Annotated in this window: 17 protein-coding genes; 9 read left to right on the forward strand and 8 right to left on the reverse strand. The window is 73.4% G+C overall.

Going from position 1 to position 19,762, the window contains the following annotated elements; translation table 11 throughout:
* Window positions 1-2 precede the first annotated feature (2 nt).
* Together ACFWA7_RS20610 and rsmH are read right to left on the reverse strand one after the other, a co-directional pair.
* Window positions 3-602: a septum formation initiator gene (locus ACFWA7_RS20610; RefSeq protein WP_385539787.1), complete on the reverse strand. Its 600-nt coding sequence runs from the start codon at window positions 600-602 to the stop codon at window positions 3-5.
* Window positions 599-1,528, reverse strand: coding sequence for a 16S rRNA (cytosine(1402)-N(4))-methyltransferase RsmH (rsmH, locus tag ACFWA7_RS20615; RefSeq protein WP_385539812.1), 930 nt, complete (start codon window positions 1,526-1,528; stop codon window positions 599-601). The genes ACFWA7_RS20610 and rsmH overlap by 4 nt, the downstream gene beginning before the upstream one ends.
* Before the next feature lie 484 nt (window positions 1,529-2,012).
* Between rsmH and ACFWA7_RS20620 the strand changes: the two genes are divergently transcribed.
* The 4 genes from ACFWA7_RS20620 to ACFWA7_RS20635 all read left to right on the forward strand — a co-directional run bounded on the left by ACFWA7_RS20620 (window position 2,013) and on the right by ACFWA7_RS20635 (window position 7,769).
* Window positions 2,013-2,576, forward strand: coding sequence for a beta-class carbonic anhydrase (locus tag ACFWA7_RS20620; protein ID WP_385824453.1), 564 nt, complete (start codon window positions 2,013-2,015; stop codon window positions 2,574-2,576).
* Between the two features lie 383 nt (window positions 2,577-2,959).
* Window positions 2,960-3,970 carry an AAA family ATPase gene (locus ACFWA7_RS20625; RefSeq protein ID WP_385539784.1) on the forward strand — a complete coding sequence of 337 codons (1,011 nt, stop codon included), beginning with the start codon at window positions 2,960-2,962 and terminating at the stop codon, window positions 3,968-3,970.
* A complete protein-coding gene (locus tag ACFWA7_RS20630) occupies window positions 3,970-5,376 on the forward strand; it encodes a DUF58 domain-containing protein (protein WP_385539782.1) in 1,407 nt (468 codons plus the stop codon). The genes ACFWA7_RS20625 and ACFWA7_RS20630 overlap by 1 nt, the downstream gene beginning before the upstream one ends.
* Window positions 5,373-7,769, forward strand: coding sequence for a DUF3488 and DUF4129 domain-containing transglutaminase family protein (locus ACFWA7_RS20635; RefSeq protein ID WP_385824455.1), 2,397 nt, complete (start codon window positions 5,373-5,375; stop codon window positions 7,767-7,769). Before ACFWA7_RS20630 ends, ACFWA7_RS20635 begins: the two co-directional genes overlap by 4 nt.
* 668 nt (window positions 7,770-8,437) lie before the next feature.
* Here the strand turns inward: ACFWA7_RS20635 and ACFWA7_RS20640 are convergent.
* The 3 genes from ACFWA7_RS20640 to ACFWA7_RS20650 all read right to left on the reverse strand — a co-directional run bounded on the left by ACFWA7_RS20640 (window position 8,438) and on the right by ACFWA7_RS20650 (window position 10,598).
* Window positions 8,438-8,824, reverse strand: coding sequence for a DUF3040 domain-containing protein (locus ACFWA7_RS20640; protein WP_385824457.1), 387 nt, complete (start codon window positions 8,822-8,824; stop codon window positions 8,438-8,440).
* Between the two features lie 342 nt (window positions 8,825-9,166).
* Window positions 9,167-9,925: a class I SAM-dependent methyltransferase gene (locus ACFWA7_RS20645; RefSeq protein ID WP_385824458.1), complete on the reverse strand. Its 759-nt coding sequence runs from the start codon at window positions 9,923-9,925 to the stop codon at window positions 9,167-9,169.
* Window positions 9,926-10,070: 145 nt separating this feature from the next.
* On the reverse strand, window positions 10,071-10,598 hold the full coding sequence (locus ACFWA7_RS20650; RefSeq protein ID WP_385539775.1) for an SAV_6107 family HEPN domain-containing protein: 528 nt from the start codon (window positions 10,596-10,598) through the stop codon (window positions 10,071-10,073).
* Between the two features lie 176 nt (window positions 10,599-10,774).
* Between ACFWA7_RS20650 and ACFWA7_RS20655 the strand changes: the two genes are divergently transcribed.
* From ACFWA7_RS20655 to ACFWA7_RS20675, 5 genes are all read left to right on the forward strand, one after another.
* Window positions 10,775-11,533 (forward strand): ATP-binding cassette domain-containing protein, encoded by a 759-nt coding sequence (locus ACFWA7_RS20655; protein ID WP_385539773.1) that lies wholly within the window; start codon window positions 10,775-10,777, stop codon window positions 11,531-11,533.
* On the forward strand, window positions 11,505-13,589 hold the full coding sequence (locus ACFWA7_RS20660) for a YhgE/Pip family protein (protein ID WP_385824459.1): 2,085 nt from the start codon (window positions 11,505-11,507) through the stop codon (window positions 13,587-13,589). Before ACFWA7_RS20655 ends, ACFWA7_RS20660 begins: the two co-directional genes overlap by 29 nt.
* Before the next feature lie 283 nt (window positions 13,590-13,872).
* Window positions 13,873-14,478, forward strand: a complete 606-nt coding sequence (locus tag ACFWA7_RS20665) for a TetR/AcrR family transcriptional regulator (RefSeq protein WP_385539769.1) — start codon at window positions 13,873-13,875, stop codon at window positions 14,476-14,478.
* A gap of 340 nt (window positions 14,479-14,818) precedes the next feature.
* Window positions 14,819-15,436, forward strand: a complete 618-nt coding sequence (locus ACFWA7_RS20670; RefSeq protein WP_385539767.1) for a DUF4126 domain-containing protein — start codon at window positions 14,819-14,821, stop codon at window positions 15,434-15,436.
* Window positions 15,437-15,490: 54 nt separating this feature from the next.
* Window positions 15,491-17,005, forward strand: a complete 1,515-nt coding sequence (locus tag ACFWA7_RS20675) for a phytoene desaturase family protein (RefSeq protein WP_385824461.1) — start codon at window positions 15,491-15,493, stop codon at window positions 17,003-17,005.
* A 42-nt stretch (window positions 17,006-17,047) separates the two neighbouring features.
* Here ACFWA7_RS20675 and ACFWA7_RS20680 read toward each other — a convergent pair whose 3' ends face one another.
* From ACFWA7_RS20680 to thiE, 3 genes are all read right to left on the reverse strand, one after another.
* Window positions 17,048-17,911, reverse strand: a complete 864-nt coding sequence (locus tag ACFWA7_RS20680; RefSeq protein WP_385824463.1) for a hypothetical protein — start codon at window positions 17,909-17,911, stop codon at window positions 17,048-17,050.
* Between the two features lie 69 nt (window positions 17,912-17,980).
* Window positions 17,981-18,898, reverse strand: a complete 918-nt coding sequence (metF, locus tag ACFWA7_RS20685) for a methylenetetrahydrofolate reductase [NAD(P)H] (RefSeq protein WP_385539762.1) — start codon at window positions 18,896-18,898, stop codon at window positions 17,981-17,983.
* A gap of 96 nt (window positions 18,899-18,994) precedes the next feature.
* Window positions 18,995-19,651 (reverse strand): thiamine phosphate synthase, encoded by a 657-nt coding sequence (gene thiE / locus ACFWA7_RS20690; protein ID WP_385539760.1) that lies wholly within the window; start codon window positions 19,649-19,651, stop codon window positions 18,995-18,997.
* Window positions 19,652-19,762 lie beyond the last annotated feature (111 nt).

The raw sequence follows: 19,762 nt of genomic DNA on the forward strand, positions 1-19,762 counted from the left end.
CGTCACCTGCCGGGGGTCGGGGAGGTCTTCGCGGGGGCGGGCGCCGGGGGTGCGGCGGAAGCGGCGGCACTCGGCGGCGTGCCGGAGGAGGTGTGCGCGGGCGCGGGGACCGGCGCGGGGGTGCCGTGCGGCTGGGCGCTGGACGCCGGGGACGCTGCGGGGGCCTCGGTGGCAGGGGCGGTCACGGCCGCGCCCTGGACCAGCTCGGGGCTGAGCGCGGGGGCCGGCCGGGCGGTGCCCGCGCCGGTCACGCCCTTGACCGTGCCGTCCGGGTTGAGGAACAGGGGGCTGGTGCCGGGGACCATGCCGAGCTCGGTGGCCCGGCGGGAGAGCGCGTCGGGGGCGGAGAGGTCGTCCACGTCGTGCTGGAGCGCCTGCTGCTCGTCGGTGAGCCCGGTGGTCTCGCGGCGCAGCTCACTCAGCTTGAACGAGCCCTCGTTCAGCGCGGAGTTCAGCAGCAGCAGGCTGATCAGACCGCCGCCGAGGAGCACGACGACCAGCAGCACAAAAGGGGTGCGGGCGGCGCTGCGCGCGCCCGCGGGGGGCAGCAGCCGGCCGAGCCGGGCCGCCCGCCCCCGCAGCTGCCTGGCCGGGCCGCTCACCGCACGTCCTCCCGGATCCGCTGGGCCCCGCGGAACCTGGCGGGGGCCGCCCGCCGGTTCTCGGCGACCTCCTCCTCCGTGGGCAGTTCGGCGCCGCGGGTGAGGAGCTTGAGACGCGGCTGGTACTGCTCGGGCACGACCGGCAGCCCCGGCGGGGCGGTGTTGGCCGCGCCTGCCGCGAGGACCTGCTTGACCAGGCGGTCCTCCAGCGAGTGGTACGACAGGACCGCGATCCGGCCGCCGACGTCCAGGGCCGCCACGGCCGCAGGGATCGCCCGCTCCAGGACCGAGAGCTCGCCGTTGACCTCGATGCGCAGGGCCTGGAAGGTGCGCTTGGCGGGGTTGCCTCCGGTGCGCTTGGCGGCCTGCGGCAGCGAGTCGCGGATCAGCTCGACGAGCCGCGCGCTGTTGCTGAACGGCTCCTTCTCGCGCTCGCGGACGACCGCCGAGACGATCCGCTTGGCCTGCTTCTCCTCGCCGTACTGCCGCAGGATCCGCACCAGCTCGCCCGGCGCGTAGGTGTTGAGCACCTCGGCCGCGCTGACGCCGGTGGTCTGGTCCATGCGCATGTCGAGCGGGGCGTCCTGCGCGTAGGCGAAGCCGCGGTCGGCCTCGTCGAGCTGCATGGAGGAGACGCCGAGGTCGAAGAGGATGCCCTGGACGCGCGGGACGCCGAGCCGGTCCAGGACCTCGGGGAGCTCGTCGTAGACGGCGTGGACCAGGGTCGCGCGCTCCCCGTAGGGCGCCAGGCGCTCGCCGGAGAGCCGCAGGGCCTCCTTGTCCCGGTCGAGGGCGATCAGGCGCGCCTCGGGGAACCGGGTGAGCAGTGCTTCACTGTGGCCGCCGAGGCCCAGGGTGCAGTCGACGACGACCGCCCCGGGCTGCGTCAGGGCCGGGGCCAGCAGGTCCAGGCACCGCTGGAGCATCACCGGGACGTGCCGGCTCTGTCCCTCCCGTCGCCCGTCGCCGCCTTCGCTGGGAAGCGCTTCGCGCCCTGTCACTTTGGCCCTCTCAGGTCCGGCGGGCACCGGGCGCATACCGCCGGGTCCCCACCCGCTCGGAAGGTCTGCCGGCGCCGGGGAAGTGGCGTCAGCCGACCGGCGAGCGGGGGGAGGCCGAGCCGTACGCGCGCCGCGCACGCGGGGGGAATCTGTGCAACTGCTGGGTACTGCGGATACGGAATCGGTCCCCGCAAGCGGGCCGGAGCGTGTCACCCCTCCCACTTCGCGTCACTTTAGTCCACCGGTCCTTTCGGTCAATCAACGGCCCAGCGCGTCGCGCGGTGCGCTTTTCACCCGAACGGGCGACCGATTACCACGCTTGTGGGTTACCTCACAACCGACCGAGTTGACGTGATTTTTCCGTCGCCCCGACGAGACTGAAGGATCTACGGCGACTACCGTCATAGACATGTCGACTCCTGCGCATCTCCCCGCAGAGCCCCCCGTCCGCCCCCACCTCGCGGTCCGTGACGGGGGAACCGTCACGGACCGGCTCGTCGAGGCGAACCGCCGGTACGCGGACGCGTTCACCGACCCGGGCATGGACGCCCGGCCGGTCCTGCGCGTCGCCGTCGTGGCCTGTATGGACGCCCGCCTCGACCTGCACGCGGCCCTCGGCCTTGAACTGGGTGACTGCCACACCATCCGCAATGCCGGCGGCGTGGTCACCGACGACGTCATACGGTCGCTGACGATAAGCCAGCGGGCGCTCGGCACCCGCAGCGTCATGCTCGTCCACCACACCGGCTGCGGCCTCGAAGCCCTCACCGAGGACTTCCGCCACGAGCTGGAGGACGAGGTCGGCCAGCGCCCCGCCTGGGCGGTGGAGTCCTTCCGCGACGTCGACCAGGACGTACGCCAGTCCATGCAGCGCGTCCGCACCTCGCCGTTCCTGCCGCACCTCGACGACGTGCGCGGATTCGTCTTCGACGTCACCACCGGCCTGCTGCGCGAAATAGACCCGGCGGCCTGAGCCACCCGCGGTCCGATCGGAGGCCCGGCCGAGTTCCGGCGGGGCCTCCGTCCGGGTTTCCGCGCTCCTTCCGTTCCGTTGCCCCCCTTCCCTCCGCTGCTCCTGAGCGTGTTCGGACTCGATTCCGCGTCGCTTCGGAATCTCTTCAGGGTCTCTTCAGGGACAAAAACACGGCAACCCCCGACATATCCCCTCCAGTTATCCACAGGCGAGTGACACGACGCGGCGACGGCAACAAGAATGCGGGGGTGGCATCCGTCCGAACGTCTCGGGCGCGGTGTCCGTATTTCGAGGTGGGCCGTGCCGTTTCCAGTGCGCCGGCCCGCAGGCAACTGGGGTAACCCGCCGCTCCATGAGCGGGGGGAAGGGCCGAGGAGGGCCGGGTGACGACCTATGACGAGCGAGCGAGCCTCACAGATCTGACCGCCACTGCGGAGCGCGTCCGCAGGTCGGTGGAGGGTGTGATCGAGGGCAAGCCCGAGGTCGTACGGCTCGCGCTGACCGTACTGCTCGCCGAGGGACACCTCCTGATCGAGGACGTCCCGGGCGTGGGCAAGACCATGCTGGCCAAGGCGCTGGCCAAGTCCATCGACTGCACGGTCCGGCGCATCCAGTTCACGCCGGACCTGCTGCCGTCGGACATCACCGGTGTGTCGATCTACGACCAGCAGCGGCGGGACTTCGAGTTCAAGCCGGGCGCGATCTTCGCGCAGATCGTGATCGGCGACGAGATCAACCGCGCCTCGCCCAAGACGCAGTCCGCGCTCCTGGAGTCGATGGAGGAGCGCCAGGTCACCATCGACGGACAAACCTACGAACTGCCCAGCCCCTTCATGGTGGTGGCCACCCAGAACCCGGTGGAGATGGAGGGCACCTACCCGCTCCCCGAGGCCCAGCGCGACCGCTTCATGGCCCGCGTCTCGATCGGCTACCCGTCGGCCGAGGCCGAGCTCCAGATGCTCGACGTGCACGGCGCGGTCTCGCCGCTGGACGACCTCCAGCCGGTGGCGCACGCGCACGACATCGTCAAGCTCGTCGACGCGGTCCGCAAGGTCCACGTCGCCGACGCGGTCCGGCGGTACGCGGTGCAGCTGGTCGGGGCCACCCGCAACCACCCCGACCTCAGACTCGGCGCCTCGCCCCGCGCCACGCTGCACCTGCTGCGCGCGGCCAAGGCGTCCGCGGCCCTGAGCGGCCGGGAGTACGCACTGCCGGACGACGTCCAGTCGCTCGCCGTCGCGGTGCTCGCGCACCGGCTGCTGCCCAACGCCCAGGCCCAGTTGAACCGCCGCACCGCCGAGCAGGTCGTCCTGGAGATCCTCCAGCGCACCCCCGTGCCGCAGGCGGGCGGCCCGCTCTACGGCCAGCAGCAGCCCGGCACCCGGCGGCTGTGATGGCGGCCGGGGGACCCCCGGCCGAGGCCGGGCCGGAGAGCGCCGAGAAGGGTGGTCCCCGGGCCGCCCTGTCCGGGCTGACCACACGCGGCCGGTCGTTCCTGGCCGCCGGGATCGCCGCCGCGATCTGCGCGTATGTGCTGGGCCAGGAGGATCTGCTGCGGGTCGGGCTGCTGCTCGCCGTGCTGCCCCTGGTCTGCACGACCGTCCTGTACCGCACGCGCTACCGGGTCGCGGGCAGCCGGCGCCTCTCCCCCGCGCGCGTGCCCGCGGGCTCCGAGGCCCGGGTGCACCTGCGCGTCGACAACGTCTCCCGGCTGCCCACCGGACTGCTCATGCTCCAGGACCGGGTGCCGTACGTGCTGGGCCCCCGGCCCCGTTTCGTACTGGACCGGGTGGAGGCGGGCGGCAAGCGCGAGGTGTCCTACCGGGTCCGGTCCGATCTGCGCGGGTGCTATCCGCTCGGCCCGCTCCAGCTGCGCCTCACCGACCCGTTCGGGATGTGCGAGCTCACGCGCGCGTTCAGCGCCTACGACACCCTCACGGTCATACCGCGCACCGAGCCGCTGCCTCCCGTACGGCTCTCCGGCGAGGCCGCGGGATACGGCGACGGCCGCCAGCGCTCGCTGGCGCTCGCCGGTGAGGACGACGTGATCCCCCGCCTCTACCGGCACGGCGACGACCTGCGCCGGGTGCACTGGCGCTCCACCGCGCGCTACGGCGAGCTGATGGTGCGCCGCGAGGAGCAGCCGCAGCGGGCCCGGTGCACGGTACTGCTCGACACCCGGGGCATCGCGTACGCGGGCGCGGGCCCCGACTCGGCCTTCGAGTGGGCCGTCTCGGGCGCGGCCTCGGCGCTGGTGCACATGCTGGAGCGCGGCTATTCGGTACGGCTGCTGACCGACACCGGCAGCTCGGTGCCGGGCGAGGGGGCGGGCGGGTTCGCCGGATCCACCCAGGACTCCTCGGACTCGGCGGGACTCATGATGGACACCCTCGCGGTCGTGGACCACTCCGACGGCGGCGGGCTCTCGCGCGCGTACGACGTGCTGCGCGGCGGGAACGAAGGGCTGCTCGTCGGCTTCTTCGGGGACCTCGACGAGGAGCAGGCCGCGGTCGCGGCGAAGATGCGGCGGCGCAGCGGCGCAGCGGTCGCCTTCGTCCTGGACAGCGACCTGTGGACGCACGGCTCGCCACCGCCCGGGGGCCACGGCCCGGCCGAGCGGTCGCTGCGGCTGCTGCGCGAGGCCGGATGGACGGCGCTCGCCGTGCCGCCGGGGGCACCCCTCGCGGACCTGTGGCGGCAGGCGGGGCAGGAACGGACGGGCACGGGAGCCGCTTCGGGCGGCGCCTCGTGGACGACGGGAACATCGGGGATACCGGGAATGTCAGGGGCGTGGTCATGAGCGGGCGCGGACGGCTGGCGCTGTGCGCCTTCGCCGCCACGGTGATGGCGTCGTGCTCCCTGCTGCCGCTCGTCGACCGGGCGACCTGGATCGTGCAGGCCGCGTTCCTGCTCGCCCTCCAGGCCGGGGTGGGCGCGCTCGCCCGCCGGGTGCCTCTGGCGCGGCCGCTGACGGTGCTGGTGCAGGCCGTGGTGACGCTGGTCCTGCTGACCCTGGTGTTCGCCCGGGAGCAGGCCGTTGCCGGGCTGCTGCCGGGCCCTGAAGCCTTCGAACAGCTCTCCCGGCTGCTCACACAGGGCGCCGACGACGTCGGGCGGTACACGATCCCGGCGCCCGCCACCGACGGCATCCGGCTGATGGTCGTCGGCGGCACGCTGGTGATCGGGCTCGCGGTGGACGCGCTGGCCGTGACCTTCCGCAGCGCCGCCCCGGCCGGACTGCCGCTGCTCGCGCTGTACTCGGTGGCCGCGGGGCTCTCGAACGGCGGGGCGAGCTGGCTGTGGTTCCTCCTGGCGGCCGCCGGCTATCTGCTGCTCCTGCTCGCCGAGGGCCGCGACCGGCTCTCCCAGTGGGGGCGGATGTTCGGCGGGGCGGCCCGGTCCGACCGGCCGCAGACCCCGTTCGAGTCGGACGGCCCGCTCGCGCCGGTCCGCACCGGCCGCCGGATCGGGGCGCTCGCCCTCGGCATCGCCCTGGTGATCCCGGCCGCGCTGCCCGCCATGGGCACCGGGTTGCTCGGCGGCTCCGGCGGCGGCAGCGGGGAGGGCGGCGGAGGCGGCACGATCTCGGCGGTCAACCCGCTGGTCTCGCTCCAGAACAGCCTCAACCAGCCCGAGGACCGCGAGGTCCTGCGCTACCGCACCAACGCACAGGACACCCAGGACCTGTATCTGCGGATCGTGGCCCTCGACCAGTTCGACGGGGCGTCCTGGAAGTCGTCCGAGCGCAAGATCAAGGACGTGCCGGACGTGCTGCCGCAGCCCGACGGGCTGAGCCCCTCGATCGGCACCGCCGAGATCAGGACCAGCGTCTCGGCCGCCGGCTGGTACACCCAGAACTGGCTGCCGATGCCCTACCCGGCGACCAAGGTCGACATCGGCGGGCACTGGCGCTTCGAGCCGGTCGGCCGGACCCTCGTCGGCGACCGGGGACAGACCACGCAAGGCGCGCAGTACCAGGTCAGCAGCCTCCAGGTGCGGCCGACGGCGGACCAGTTGGCCGCCGCCCGGCCCGCTCCCCCGGCGCTCGTGCAGGAGTACACGAAGGTCCCGTCCACCCTGCCGCGCATCGTGAACACGACGGCCCGCCGCGTCACCAAGGGCGCGACCACCGACTACCAGCGGGCCGTCATGCTCCAGGACTGGTTCGCGGTGCGGGGCGGGTTCACGTACGACACCCAGGTGGAGTCCGGCAGCGGTACGGAGGCGATCGCCCGCTTCCTCAAGGACAAGCAGGGCTTCTGCGTCCACTTCTCCTTCACGATGGCCGCGATGGCCCGGACCCTGGGCATACCGGCCCGGGTGGCGGTGGGCTTCACGCCCGGCGAGCCGCGCCCGGACGGGACGATGTCGGTGGGGCTGCGGGACGCGCACGCGTGGCCCGAGCTGTACTTCGAGGGTGTGGGCTGGACCCGGTTCGAGCCGACCCCCTCGCGCGGTTCCGCCCCGGAGTACACCCGGCCGGACACCCCGTCGGGCTCTCCCACCAGCCCGGTGAAGCCGTCCGAGGGCCCCTCGACGCGGCCCTCGCCGGCCCCGGCCCCGTCGTCCTCCTGCCCGGCGCAGCTGCGCAAGCAGAACGAGTGCGGCGCGGTGGCCCCGGCGGCCCCCACGGGCGGCGACGACGGCGGGACCCCGCTGGCCACGGTGGCCGCGGTGTCCCTGGGCGTGCTCGCGGCGCTGGCGCTGCCGCTGCTGCCGTGGCTGTGGCGGGTCCGGGTACGGTCGCGGCGGCTCGCCCGGGCCGGACACCCGGACGCCGATCCGGTCACCGCCACGCTGGCCGTGTGGCGGGAGGTCATCGACACGGCCTGGGACCACGGCATCGTCCCCGACGACTCGCTGACCCCGCGCAAGGCGGCGGCCCGCATGGTGCGGCTCGGCCGGCTGGACGGCACGGCGGCGGAGTCGGTGCACCGGGCGGCGAGCGCGGTGGAGCAGGTGCTGTACGCCCCGAGCCCCCAGCCGCCCACGGGCCTCACGGAAGCCGCCCACGAGATCCGCGCGGGCCTGCGCACGGCACTCCCCACCTGGCCCCGCCTCCGCGCCGACCTGGCCCCCCGCTCGGCCGTAAGGGTGGTGTGGACGGCGACGGCGAAGTGGGACGCCCTGGCGTCCAGCGCGGCGAACCGCGTGAAGACACTGGTACGGAGGCCGACGCGGGGTTCTGCGTGAGGCCCTGACGGGCCGGGGCCCGAAGGGCGGGCCCCGGCGGGCCTGGGTTTGACGCGCAGGGGACCCATCGAATTCCGGCTCCGCCGGTCTGGCCAGGCGTCGGGCCGGTTCCCCTTCAAACGCCGGGCGGGCACATATCCAGCCCGTCCGGCGCGTGAGGACGAGCGACGGCCGCGGGCCGAGGCGACGGCCCGCACGGCAAGGCGGCCGCAAGCGGAGCCGGGGCAGGGGCCAATCAATTCAGCCCGTCCGGCGTTTGAGGACAAGCGACGGCCGCAGGCCAAGGCGACGGCCGCACGGCGGGACAACCGCAATCGGTGGCCAAGCAGGCGATGAATCAGCCCGTCCGGCAATTGAGGACAAGCAACGGCCGCAAGCCGAGGCGACGACCCGCACGGCGGGACAACCGCAATCGGTGGCCAAGCAGGCGATGAATCAGCCCGTCCGGCATTTGAGGACAAGCAACGGCCACAGGCCGAGGCGACGGCCCGCACGGCAAGGCGGCCGCCGTCGGAGCCGAGGCCGGGCCGGGGCCGGGCCGGGGCCGATCAATCAGCCCGTCCGGCGCGTGAGGACGAGCAAGGCCGCAGGCCGAGCGATACGACTGAGGGGCGACCACCGTCGATGGTCACCCCTCGGCCACGTCCAAACGTGCAGGCCCGCCGGGCCTAGCGACCGCCTTCGTCGCGGCGCCGCTGCCAGCGCTGCTCGATGCGGTTCATCATCGACCGCTTCGGTGCGCGCGCGGCAGGCCGCGCACCAGCGCCCGCCGGCTGCTCACCGCGCCGTGGCGCCTTGCGCCAGCCGGTGACCGCGAGCACGGCACAGCCGAGCATGATGAGGAACCCGACCACGCTGATCCAGATCCCCTGCCCGATACCAATCATGAGGAGCGCGATACCCACCAGGAAGCCGGCGACCGCCTGGTAGACCCGTCGTCGGGTATACGTACGCAGCCCGCTTCCCTCAAGCGCTGTCGCGAACTTGGGATCTTCGGCGTACAGCGCTCGCTCCATCTGCTCGAGCATGCGCTGCTCGTGCTCCGAGAGCGGCACGGAGTCCTCCTACTCGTCGGTCGCGGGGGGCGACCGGATGCGGCCCCTTCAGGATAGGCAGGGAATCGCCCCCGTGAAACCCGCCCTCTACGCCAATTCGCCAATCCGAGCCGCCACGGCGGCCCGCCCGGTGGGGAGTGGATTCCCCATCGAGCGACCCGCCATGCCGGACCTTGTACCCCGATCATACGGGGCGAAGCCGCCGATCGGGGGGCCTGTGGCGTACTCCATGCCGCTACGCCGTCCGGGACAGCGTCGCTGATCAGCGTGGGGACGGCCTGGCGCGCGACGGGGGGCGGGCCCACCGGCCGCGCCGGGGCCGCCCGCACGGCCGGACGGGGGTCAGGCGCGCTTCTCGCCCAGGACGTGCAGCTGCGTCGCCACGGAGTGGAACGCGGGGAGTTCGGCCGCCGCCGCCTCCAGCTTGAGCAGGGCGTCCAGGGCGCCCGGCTCGGTGTCCACGAGGACCCCGGGGACCAGGTCCGCGAAGACCCGTACGCCGTGCACCGCGCCCACCTCCACGCCGGTCGCGGCGACCAGCGCGGTGAGCTGCTCGGCCGTGAACCGCCGGGGCACCGGGTCGCCGTCGCCCCAGCGCCCGGCCGGGTCGCCCAGGGCCCGGCGGGCCTCGGTGAAGTGCCCGGCGAGCGCGCGGGCGAGCACGGCGCCGCCGAGCCCGGCGGCGAGCAGGCTCAGCGCGCCCTCGGAGCGCAGCGCGTCGACCGCGTTGCGCACGCCCTCGGCCGGGTCCTCGACGTACTCCAGGACGCCGTGGCAGAGGATGGCGTCGTAGCCGCCGCGCTCGACCACGTCGAACAGGCCGAGCACGTCGCCCTGGACGCCCTGGACCCGGTCGGCCACCTCGGCCTCGGCCGCCCGGCGCTCCAGGGCGAACAGCGCGTTCGGGCTGGGGTCGACCACGGTGACCCGGTGGCCGAGGCGGGCGAGGGGCACCGCGAAGTTGCCCGAGCCGCCGCCGGTGTCCAGGACGTCCAGCGCCTCGCGCCCGGTCGCCTTGACCCGGCGGTCGAGGGCGTCCTTGAGGACCTCCCAGACCACGGCGGTACGGAGAGATGCGCGGGGGCGCATGGGGTCCGGCACGGCAGTTGACTCCTCGGCGCGGCGCCGCCGCGGGACGGCGGGGCAAAGAACGGTGAAGGCCCGTCCACCCTATTGCCTCGCGGGCCCGCCCCGGCTCATCCCCGCACCTCACCGCACCCCCTGTCCCCGGGCCGGGCCCCGCGCCTCACCCCGTGTCCGGCTCCCGGGTCCTGGGCTGGGGCAGTACGGGCTGGAGGACGAGGAGGCGCTCGACCAGACGCAGGAACATCGCGGCGTCGCGGATCAGGTCGTCGGCGTCGCGGCCGGTGGCCGCGCCCTGGATGCCCGCCTCGGCGCGGGCCCGGCGGGTGGCGCCGGAGGCGAACAGCGCGCTCCACTCGGTCAGTTCGGGTGCTATCTCGGGGAGCACCTCCCACGCGCTCCGGATCCGCTGCCGGCGGCGCGGGGCGGTCTCGGGGCGGCCCCGGGCGGCGAGCACGGCGGCCGCGGTGCGCAGGGCGGCGAGGTGCGCCGTCGCGTACCGCTCGTTGGGGGTGTCGAGCACGGCGGCCTCGTCCAGACCGCTGCGGGCCTGGGCGAGCAGGTCGAGGGCGGCGGGTGGCGCACCGTCCCGGCGCAGCACCGGGTGGATGTCGCTCGCGGCACCGTTCAGTGAGGGGGCAGGGCCGGTGGGGCGGCGCCGGTGGGCGGCTGCCGCGCGATGGCTGGCCATGACGAACCTCCTGTCGTCGTGTGACGGCGCTGTGGCCGTATGTGTCCATCGTGAGGGGCCCCACTGACAATCGGCCGTCGCCCGCCCCACTGCCGCCCTTGACCTGCCCCTTTGTCCCGCACGTCGGTTCGGGCTATCTTTTGTACTGACCAGTCAGTTCAAAGAATGGGGGGAACGTGGACAGCCCGCACGGGGCAGGCGTCACCGCCGAGGACTTCGGGCTCAAGGGACCACGGGGCTGGGTCTTCCGGGGCGTGCGGCTCGACGCCGCGCCCGGCTCGCTCGTCGCCGTCGAGGGCCCCTCCGGCTCCGGACGCACCTGTCTGCTGCTCGCGCTCACCGGTCGGATGAAGCCCACCGAGGGCCGTGCCGAGGTCGGCGGCGAGCCGCTGCCGCGCCGGATGGCCGCCGTCCGCCGGTTCAGCGCGCTCGGCCCGGTCCCGGGGGTCAGCGACCTCGACCCCGCCCTGACCGTCGCCGAGCACCTGCGCGAACGGGCGCTGCTCCAGCACCGCTTCGACGGGTCCGTACGCGCCCTGCTGCGCACGCCCGCCGAGCGCCGCACCACCGCGAGGGCGGCGATCGACCACGCGCTGAAGGCAGCGGGCCTCGACCTCGACACGCTGCCGAAGGGCGAGCGCACCTCCGTACGCGATCTGGAGCGGCTTGAGGCGCTGCGCCTTTCCGTGGCGCTGGGCCTGATGGGCCGGCCCCGGCTGCTCGGCGTCGACGACACCGACCTGAAGCTCTCCGACGCCGAACGCGCCGAGGCCTGGGCGCTGCTGCGGTCGATCGCGGACGCCGGTACCACGGTGGTCGCGGTCTGCAGCCAGGCGCCCGGGGACGCCGATATCACCGTACGGAGTACGGAAAGCAAGCACGCTGAGCACGAGGAGGGGGCGGGGGATGCGTTCGCCACGACTGGCCGCGCTTGAGCTGAAGCGGTTCGGCAGGGGGAAGCTGCCGCGCGCCGCGCTGGTCGCGCTCCTGCTGCTGCCGCTGCTGTACGGCGCGCTCTACCTGTGGTCGTTCTGGGACCCGTACGGGCGGCTCGACCGGGTGCCGGTCGCGCTGGTCAACGAGGACAAGGGCGCCACCGCCGGGGGCCAGAAGATCGCCGCCGGTGACGGCATCGCCGAGCGGCTGCGCCAGAGCAAGACGTTCGACTGGCGCGAGGTGAGCGACGAAGAGGCACGCAAGGGCGTCGAGGACGGCACGTACTACCTGTCCCTGACGATGCCCGCGGACTTCAGTAAGAGGATCGCGTCGAGCTCCGGGGACTCCCCCGAGACGGGCGCCCTCCAGGTGCGCACCAACGACGCCAACAACTACATCGTGGGGTCCATATCCCGCACGGTCTTCTCCGAGGTGCGCTCGGCGGCCTCCGCAAAGGCCTCCCGCTCCTTCCTGGACAAGATCTTCATCTCGTTCTCCGACATCCACGACGCCACCGAGAAGGCGGCCAAGGGCGCCGCCGACCTCAAGGGCGGGCTCGGCAAGGCGAAGAAGGGCTCCAAGGACCTCGCCGACGGGCTGAGCGACGCCAAGACGGGCAGCGGCAAGCTGGCGGGCGGCATCAAGAAGCTCAACACCGGCTCCGCCGACCTGGAGGACGGCGCCCGCCAGGTCGCCGCGGGCACCCAGACCCTGGCCAACAAGGTCAACACGGCGGCGGACGAGGCGCGTCCGTTCCTCAAGGAGAACGCCAAGGCCATCGGGGACACGGCCAAGCTGGTCGACGACTCGGTGGGGCCGGTGCGCGACCACCTGGCCGACGTGATCAAGGCGGCGCCCGCCGCCGCGACCGGCGCCCGCAAGGCGTCCAACGACCTGAACACGGTCTACGCCTCGCTGTGCCAGTCCTCCGCGACGCCCGGCCCGGCCTGCCCGGAGCTGAAGCGCGCCAAGAAGGCGGCGGCCACCGCGGCCACCCTCGCCGAGGACCTCAACACGGTGGTCCAGGACCAGAACAGCGACTTCAAGACGCTCGACAAGAACCTTGCCGAGCTCCAGAAGCAGGCGCGCCGGCTCGCCAAGAACGCTCCGACGCTCGCCAAGGACCTCGACAAGGCCGTCGGTGACGTCAACGCCCTGAACAAGGGCGCCAAGGAGGTCGCCAAGGGCGCGGGCACCCTGCACACCGGTCTGACCTCGGCCAAGACGGGCGCGGGCGACCTCGACACGGGCGTCGGCAAGCTCAAGAAGGGCGCGGGCACGCTCGACGGCGGTCTGCTCAAGCTCTCCGGCGGCTCCGCCGAGCTGGCGGGCGGTCTGCACGACGGCGTCGGCAAGATCCCCGACTACGACAAGCAGGAGCGCGACAAGCGCACCGACGTGATGGCCGACCCGGTCAAGCTCGCCTCGCAGGCGCTGCACAAGGCGCCCAACTACGGCACCGGCTTCGCCCCGTACTTCATCCCGCTCTCCCTCTGGGTGGGTGCGATGGTCGCGTACATGCTGATCCAGCCGCTCAACCGGCGGGCGCTCGCGGCGGGCGCCTCGGCCTGGCGGATCGCGCTCGCGGGCTGGCTGCCGGTGGCGGCGGTCGGAGTGCTCCAGGTGGGCGCGCTGATGGCGGTGCTGCACTTCGCGCTCGGCCTGGAGATGGAGCGCTCCGCCGGGACCATCGGCTTCCTCGCGCTCGTCACGTGCTGCTTCGCGGCGATCGTGCAGTGGCTCAACGCCCGCTTCGGGGCGGCGGGGCGGATCCTGGTGCTGGCGTTCCTGATGCTCCAGCTGACCTCGGCGGGCGGCACCTATCCGGTGCAGACGAGCCCGGCGTTCTTCAACGCGATCCATCCGTACCTGCCGATGAGTTACGTCGTCGACGGGCTGCGGCGGCTGATCACGGGCGGCGGGCTCGGGCCGGTGTGGCAGGGGTGCGCGGTGCTGGTGGCCTTCACGGTGGGCGCGCTGGCGCTGACCGCCCTGTCGGCCAGGCAGAAGCAGGTCTGGACGCTGGACCGGCTCCACCCCGAGCTGAGCCTCTAGGGTCTGTCCGGTGGATCTGGTCGGCACGCGGGGGTCTGGCACGCCCTCCCCCAAAGCCTCAAGGGCCGGGGAGGGCCCCCAGCCGCGTTGTCGTCAATCACCGGCTTCCCCAAGCTCTCGGCCTCGTTCGAGCAGGGGAGACCCCGACGCGTCGCCTCAACCCTCCGCCTTGCAGCTGGACGCACCGGACACCCGCTCACCAGCACCAAGCGCGCCCCGAGCCGGGGCCGACCAGATCCGCCGGACAGACCCCAGGAGCGCCGGACCTGTGAGAATCGACAGCATGGACAGCAGCACCAGACGGCAGGCGACCCGGCAGAAGCTCTATGAGGCGGCGGTGACCCTCATCGCCGAGCAAGGTTTCTCGGCGACCACCGTCGACGAGATCGCGGAGCGGGCCGGCGTCGCCAAGGGCACCGTCTACTACAACTTCAAGAGCAAGACCGAGCTGTTCGAGGAGTTGCTGCGGCACGGCGTGGGGCTGCTCACCGCCTCGCTCCAGGAGGCCGCCGACGCCACCCACGCGCGCGGTGGCAGCAGGGTCGAGGCCCTGGACGCGATGATCCGGGCGGGCCTGGAGTTCATCCACCGCTATCCGGCCTTCACCCAGCTGTACGTGGCGGAGCTGTGGCGGACCAACCGGGCCTGGCAGTCCACTCTGATGGTGGTGCGCCGGGAGGCGGTCGCCGTCGTCGAGACGGTGCTGCGCGAGGCCGTCGCGGAGGGCGAGCTGAGCGAGGAGATCGACATCCCGCTCACGGCGGCGGCGCTGGTCGGGATGGTCCTGGTGGCCGCGCTCGACTGGCAGGCCTTCCAGAGCGAGCGCTCCCTCGACGAGGTGCACGCGGCCCTCTCACGGCTGCTGCACGGGCGGGTCAGCGGACGCTGACACCGTCCACGCGCGCGTGGACACACCGGTGCGGCGAGGCCCGATCCCCCATGGGCCCCGCCGCACCTGCGCATATCCTCGGAACACGTCCCCCGTACGTCCCCCTGGGCACTCCAGTACCCCCGTACCCCCGTACCCCGTTCGTCAGGGGAGCCGCGCCGTTCCGCCGCCCCGTGTCGGCGGTACGGACGCGCCTGCCCCCTCCGTGCCCTCCACTCTTCCGTCCACGCAGGTGGGACCCCATCCGCGCAATTACTCATCTCAGGTGCTAAGTACGGATACTCAGGCGTCCGTGCTCAACCCCAGTTCCAGGAAGTCGGAACTGGTTACGATCACGTCCGTGTCCGTACTCCCCCTGGTGTTCACCAGCGGCTGGGCCAGCGGGGTCAACGCGTACGCCGTGGTCCTGCTGCTCGGCGTCTTCGGCGCGACCGGGGTCAGCGACGAGGTGCCCGACGCGCTCCAGCGCCCCGACGTCCTGATCGTCGCGGGGGTGCTCTTCCTCTGCGAGGCCGTGGCCGACAAGATCCCGTACGTCGACTCGGTCTGGGACACCGTGCACACGGTGATCCGGCCGGTCGCGGGCGCCGTGGTGGGCGCGCTGCTGGCCGGGCAGAGCGGGTCGCTGCCGGATCTGGCGGCGGCCGCGATCGGCGGCTCGACGGCGCTGACGAGCCATCTGGTGAAGGCCGGGACGCGGATGGCGGTGAACACCTCGCCCGAGCCGTTCAGCAACATCGCGCTCAGTACGGCCGAGGACCTGGGCGTCGCCGCGATCATAAGTTTCGCGATCTTCCACCCGGTCGCCGCGGCCGTGATCGCGGGCACACTGCTGGTGCTCGGCGTGGTGATACTCGTCTTCCTCTGGAGTCGGATCCGCCGCTTCCGGCGCCGCCGCGCCCAGCGCCGCGAGGAGAAGCGGCTGGTCGCGGCCCGGGAGCCGGGCCCGCCGGAGTGAGCCCCCGCTGCCCGGACGGCCGCGTTGTCAGTGGCGGCCGATAAAGTCGCTCGCATGGCACGGATTGCGGTGATCGGCGCCGGGATGGGCGCCATGGCGGCTGCCGCCCGGCTGGCCGTGGCAGGCCACCGGGTGACGGTGTACGAGCGCGCGTCGACGTACGGCGGGGCGCTGGGGCGGTTCGAGCGGGACGGGTTCGCGTTCGACACCGGCCCCGCCCTGCTGCGCCTGCCCGCGGTCTACCGGGATCTGTTCCTCAAGACCGGCAAGGAGCCCCTGGAGGACCGGGTCCAGCTAACGCCGACCGACCCCGCCGGCCGCCACCTCTTCGCCGACGGCACGGACGTCTCGCTGCCCAACGCCTCGCGCGCGGGCGTCGTCTCGGCGCTCGACGGGGCGCTCGGCGCGGGCGCGGGCGAGAAGTGGGGCGACTTCCTGGGCCGCGCGCGGGATGCCTGGGACCGCTCGCGGCGCCCGCTCCTGGAGGAGCCGCTCTGGCCCGACTGGCAGGTGCTTGCCCGCGATCCGTATCCGGCGCCCAAGCAGCGCCGTCTGCTGCGCTCCCCCCGGCAGGCGTCCACGCTTGCGGAGGTCGGCGCCTGGGAGCTGGGCGACCCCCGGCTCGCCGCGCTCCTGACGAGCTACGCACTGGCGGAGGGCCTCGACCCGCGCACGGCCCCCGCGAGCGCCAGCCTGCTGCCGTACCTGGAACAGAGCTTCGGGAGTTGGTACGTGCGCGGGGGCATGCGGGAGCTGGCGCGCGCGGTGTACGAGCGGTGCCTGGCGCGACGGGTCGCCTTCGTCTTCGACGCCGAGGTCACCGGGATCGTGGAGAAGGACGGCCGCGCGGCGGGCGTGGAGCTCGCCGGAGGCGAGGTGGCGGAGGCCGGCCATGTGGTCCTCGCCGCCCAGCCCCGCCCCGGGTCGGGCCCGCTGCGCGGGCGCGAGCCGTGGCAGGACGGCGATGTGCGGCCGGGCGCGGCCCAGGCCCCCGGGCGGTTCACGGTGCTGCTCGCCCTGCGCGGCGAGCGCCCGGCCGACGCGGTGCACCGCACGGTGGTCCACTCCCCCGACCCGGCGGCGGAGGCGGAGGCGGTCTTCACCACCCGCCACCCGGCGATACGGCCGACGGTCACGGTGCTGCGCCCCGACGACCCGGCGGCCCGGCCGGACGACGCCCACGAGGCCGTCACGCTGACCGCGACGGCGCCCCCGCACGGCCCGTTCGACTGGACCGACGAGCAGACGCGCGAGCGGTACGCGGACACGCTGGTGGAGGTGGCCGAGGCGGCGGTGCCGGGGCTGCGGGAGCGGATCCTGTGGCGCGTGGTGCGCACGCCCGCGGACACGGAGGCCGAGACCGGCGCGGAGGGCGGCTCGGTCCCGGCGCCCTCGCTGGCCGGGGCCGGTGCCCGTCGGCTGCACCCGGGCAACCGGACGCGCCTGCCGGGCCTGTATCTGGCGGGCGGCTGGGCCCACCCCGGCGGCGGGCTCGCGCACGCCGGGATGTCCGGGGCCCTGGTAAGCGGTCTGATCGTGGAGGGAGACGACTTCCGCGGCTCGCAGTGATCCGGTGGTGGCGGGCCGACGACCGGGCGGGCCGACGACCACTCAATAGCGGTACGGCTGCTGCTCGTTGAGGTAGCCGGTTCCGTTGCCGCCGCCCGTCCCGTTGCCGTACTCGCCGCTCTGCGGGTACGGCGCGGGCTGCTCCTCGCCGTACGGCTGGGGCTCGCTGTCGCGCTGCTGCGGCACCCAGACCCCGCCGGGCGGGGTGTCCGTGCCGTACTGCTGGGCGTAGGGGTCGGCGTAGGCCTGCTGGGGGGCGGCATAGCTGTCGTGGGTGCCGTAGCCCTGGGTGGTGCCGCTGCCGATGTACGGGTCGGAGTACGCGGCGTACTGCTGCTGCCCGGCGTCCGTGCCGTAGCCGTACTGGCCCGCGTACGGGTCGGAGTACTGCTGCTGTCCGGCGTCGTATCCGCCGTACTGCTGCTGGGCTCCGGCGTAGGCGGTCTCGCTGTAGACGCCGTACTGGCCGGTGTCGTCGGGCAGCGGCTGCGGCTCGTAGACGGACTCCCGCCCGGCGCTCGCGGCGTCGGCGGCGTCGTCCGCCGGGGCGCCCTGCGGGGCGTCGGCCTCGTACTGGAAGCCGGAGACCTGGAGCACCGGGTCCTGGAGCGGAGCCGCGCCGCCCGAGCGGCGACGGCGGCTGGCGCCCGGCCTGCCGCCGACCGCCCAGCCCGTCGAGAAGCCCCGGCGGAAGGAGAGCGTGACGTAGGTCTGGCCGACCGCGAAGGCCAGCGCGCCCAGGATGATCACGAACACCGACGGCAGGAGGACGCCCAGGACCACGCCCATGAAGCCCGTGAAGGCCAGCAGCCGCCAGCGCAGCCGCGCCTTGTACTGCAGGAGCACCTCGCCGAGCAGCCAGAGCGCGACGACGCCGAACGCGATGTAGAGGACCGCCCAGCCCATGTACGCCCCTCTCCCAACGGCCGCCGCCCCCTTGGCGGGACGGTCGGCCGGTACGCCGGATGCGACTGATCAGGGCTGCTGGTGCAGCCCCAGATTCTCGTAGATCTCAAGTGTCGCCGTGGAGTTGTTGAGGGTAATGAAGTGCAACCCCGGTACGCCATCGGCGAGCAGCCGCGCGCAGAACTCCGTGGCGAACTCGATGCCAATGGAGCGTACAGCGGCCGGATCGTCCTTGACCGCGAGGATCCGCTCTTTCAGCTCGGGCGGGAACTCGGCGTTGCTGAGCTGGGGCAGCCGTTCCAGCTGCTTCACGCTGGTGACCGGCATGACCTCGGGGATGATCGGGGTCTCGCAACCGGCCTCGGCGACCTTGTCGCGCAGCCGCAGATAGCTCTCCGGCCGGAAGAACATCTGGGTGATCGCGTAATCCGCGCCGGCCCGGCACTTGTCGACGAAGTGCTGTACGTCGGCGTCCCATTCGGTGGAGCGCGGGTGCATCTCCGGGAAGGCGGCGACGCCGACGCAGAAGTCGCCGGACTCCTTGATGAGCCGGACCAGGTCGGCCGCGTAGGTGACGCCCTCGGGGTGCCTGACCCAGTCGCCCATCGGGTCGCCCGGCGGGTCGCCGCGCACCGCGAGGATGTTGCGGATGTCGGCGTCCGCGTACTGCCCGACCATGTTGCGCAGCTCCGCCACCGAGTGGCCGACCGCCGTGAGGTGGGCCACCGGGGTCAGGGTGGAGTCGGCCGCGATCTGCTCGGTGGCCTTGACCGTGCCCGAGCGGGTGGAGCCGCCCGCGCCGTAGGTGACGGAGACGAAGCTCGGAGCCACCGCCTCCACCCGGCGCAGCGCGTTCCAGAGGTTCCGCTCGCCCTTCTCGGTCTTGGGCGCCCAGAACTCGAACGAGTAGGTCGTCTCACCGGACGCCAGCATCTCGCGCACGGTACGCGCGCGATGTGTCCTGGTGGAAGCAGTGCCAAGGGCCATACTCGCAGGTTAGCCAGGCCTTGGCGGTCCCCCAACAAGGGAGGGGTAAATTGTCCGCATTGCCGGACTCTTGTCCATCCCTCGGACAGAAGGCCTCTAGCGGGCCACCGTGCGTTCACGCACCCGCTTCGCCAGGTTCGCCGTCGCCTCCGCGGGGTCGTCCGCCTCGGTGATCGCACGGACCACCACGATCCGCTCGGCGCCCGCGTCCAGGACCTCGTCGAGGTTGGCCGCGTCGATGCCGCCGATGGCGAACCAGGGGCGCTCGGTGGCGAGCGAGGCCGTGTATCGCACCAGGTCGAGGCCCGGGGCGTGGCGGCCCGGCTTGGTCGGGGTGGGCCAGCAGGGGCCCGTGCAGAAGTAGTCCACGCCCGGCTCGAAGGCGGCCGCGAAGGCCTCCGCGTCGGCGTGCGTGGAGCGGCCGGTCAGAACCTCGTCGCCGAGGATCGCGCGGGCCGCCGGGACCGGCAGGTCGCCCTGGCCCAGGTGCAGCACATCGGCGCCCGCGGCGTGGGCCACGTCGGCCCGGTCGTTGACCGCGAGGAGCTTGCCGTGCCGGCGGCAGGCGTCGGCGAAGACGGCCAGGTGCTCCAGCTCCTCGGCGGCCTCCATGCCCTTGTCCCGCAGCTGGACGATGTCCACGCCCGAGGACAGCACGGCGTCCAGGAACGCGGGCAGGTCGCCCTGGCGCCTGCGCGCGTCCGTACAGAGGTAGAGCCGGGCGTCGGCGAGCTGCTCACGGGCCGTGGGCATGAAGTCCCCCGTTGTGTGCGGTGCGGGCGCGGACCGGTCCCCCGGTGCGCCCCCCCCCGGTGCGGTAAGGTGAGACCGCGAGCGCCAGGGCGCGACGCGTCACCACCCTGC

The organism is Streptomyces sp. NPDC059994 (assembly GCF_042737755.1).
Classification (GTDB): domain Bacteria; phylum Actinomycetota; class Actinomycetes; order Streptomycetales; family Streptomycetaceae; genus Streptomyces.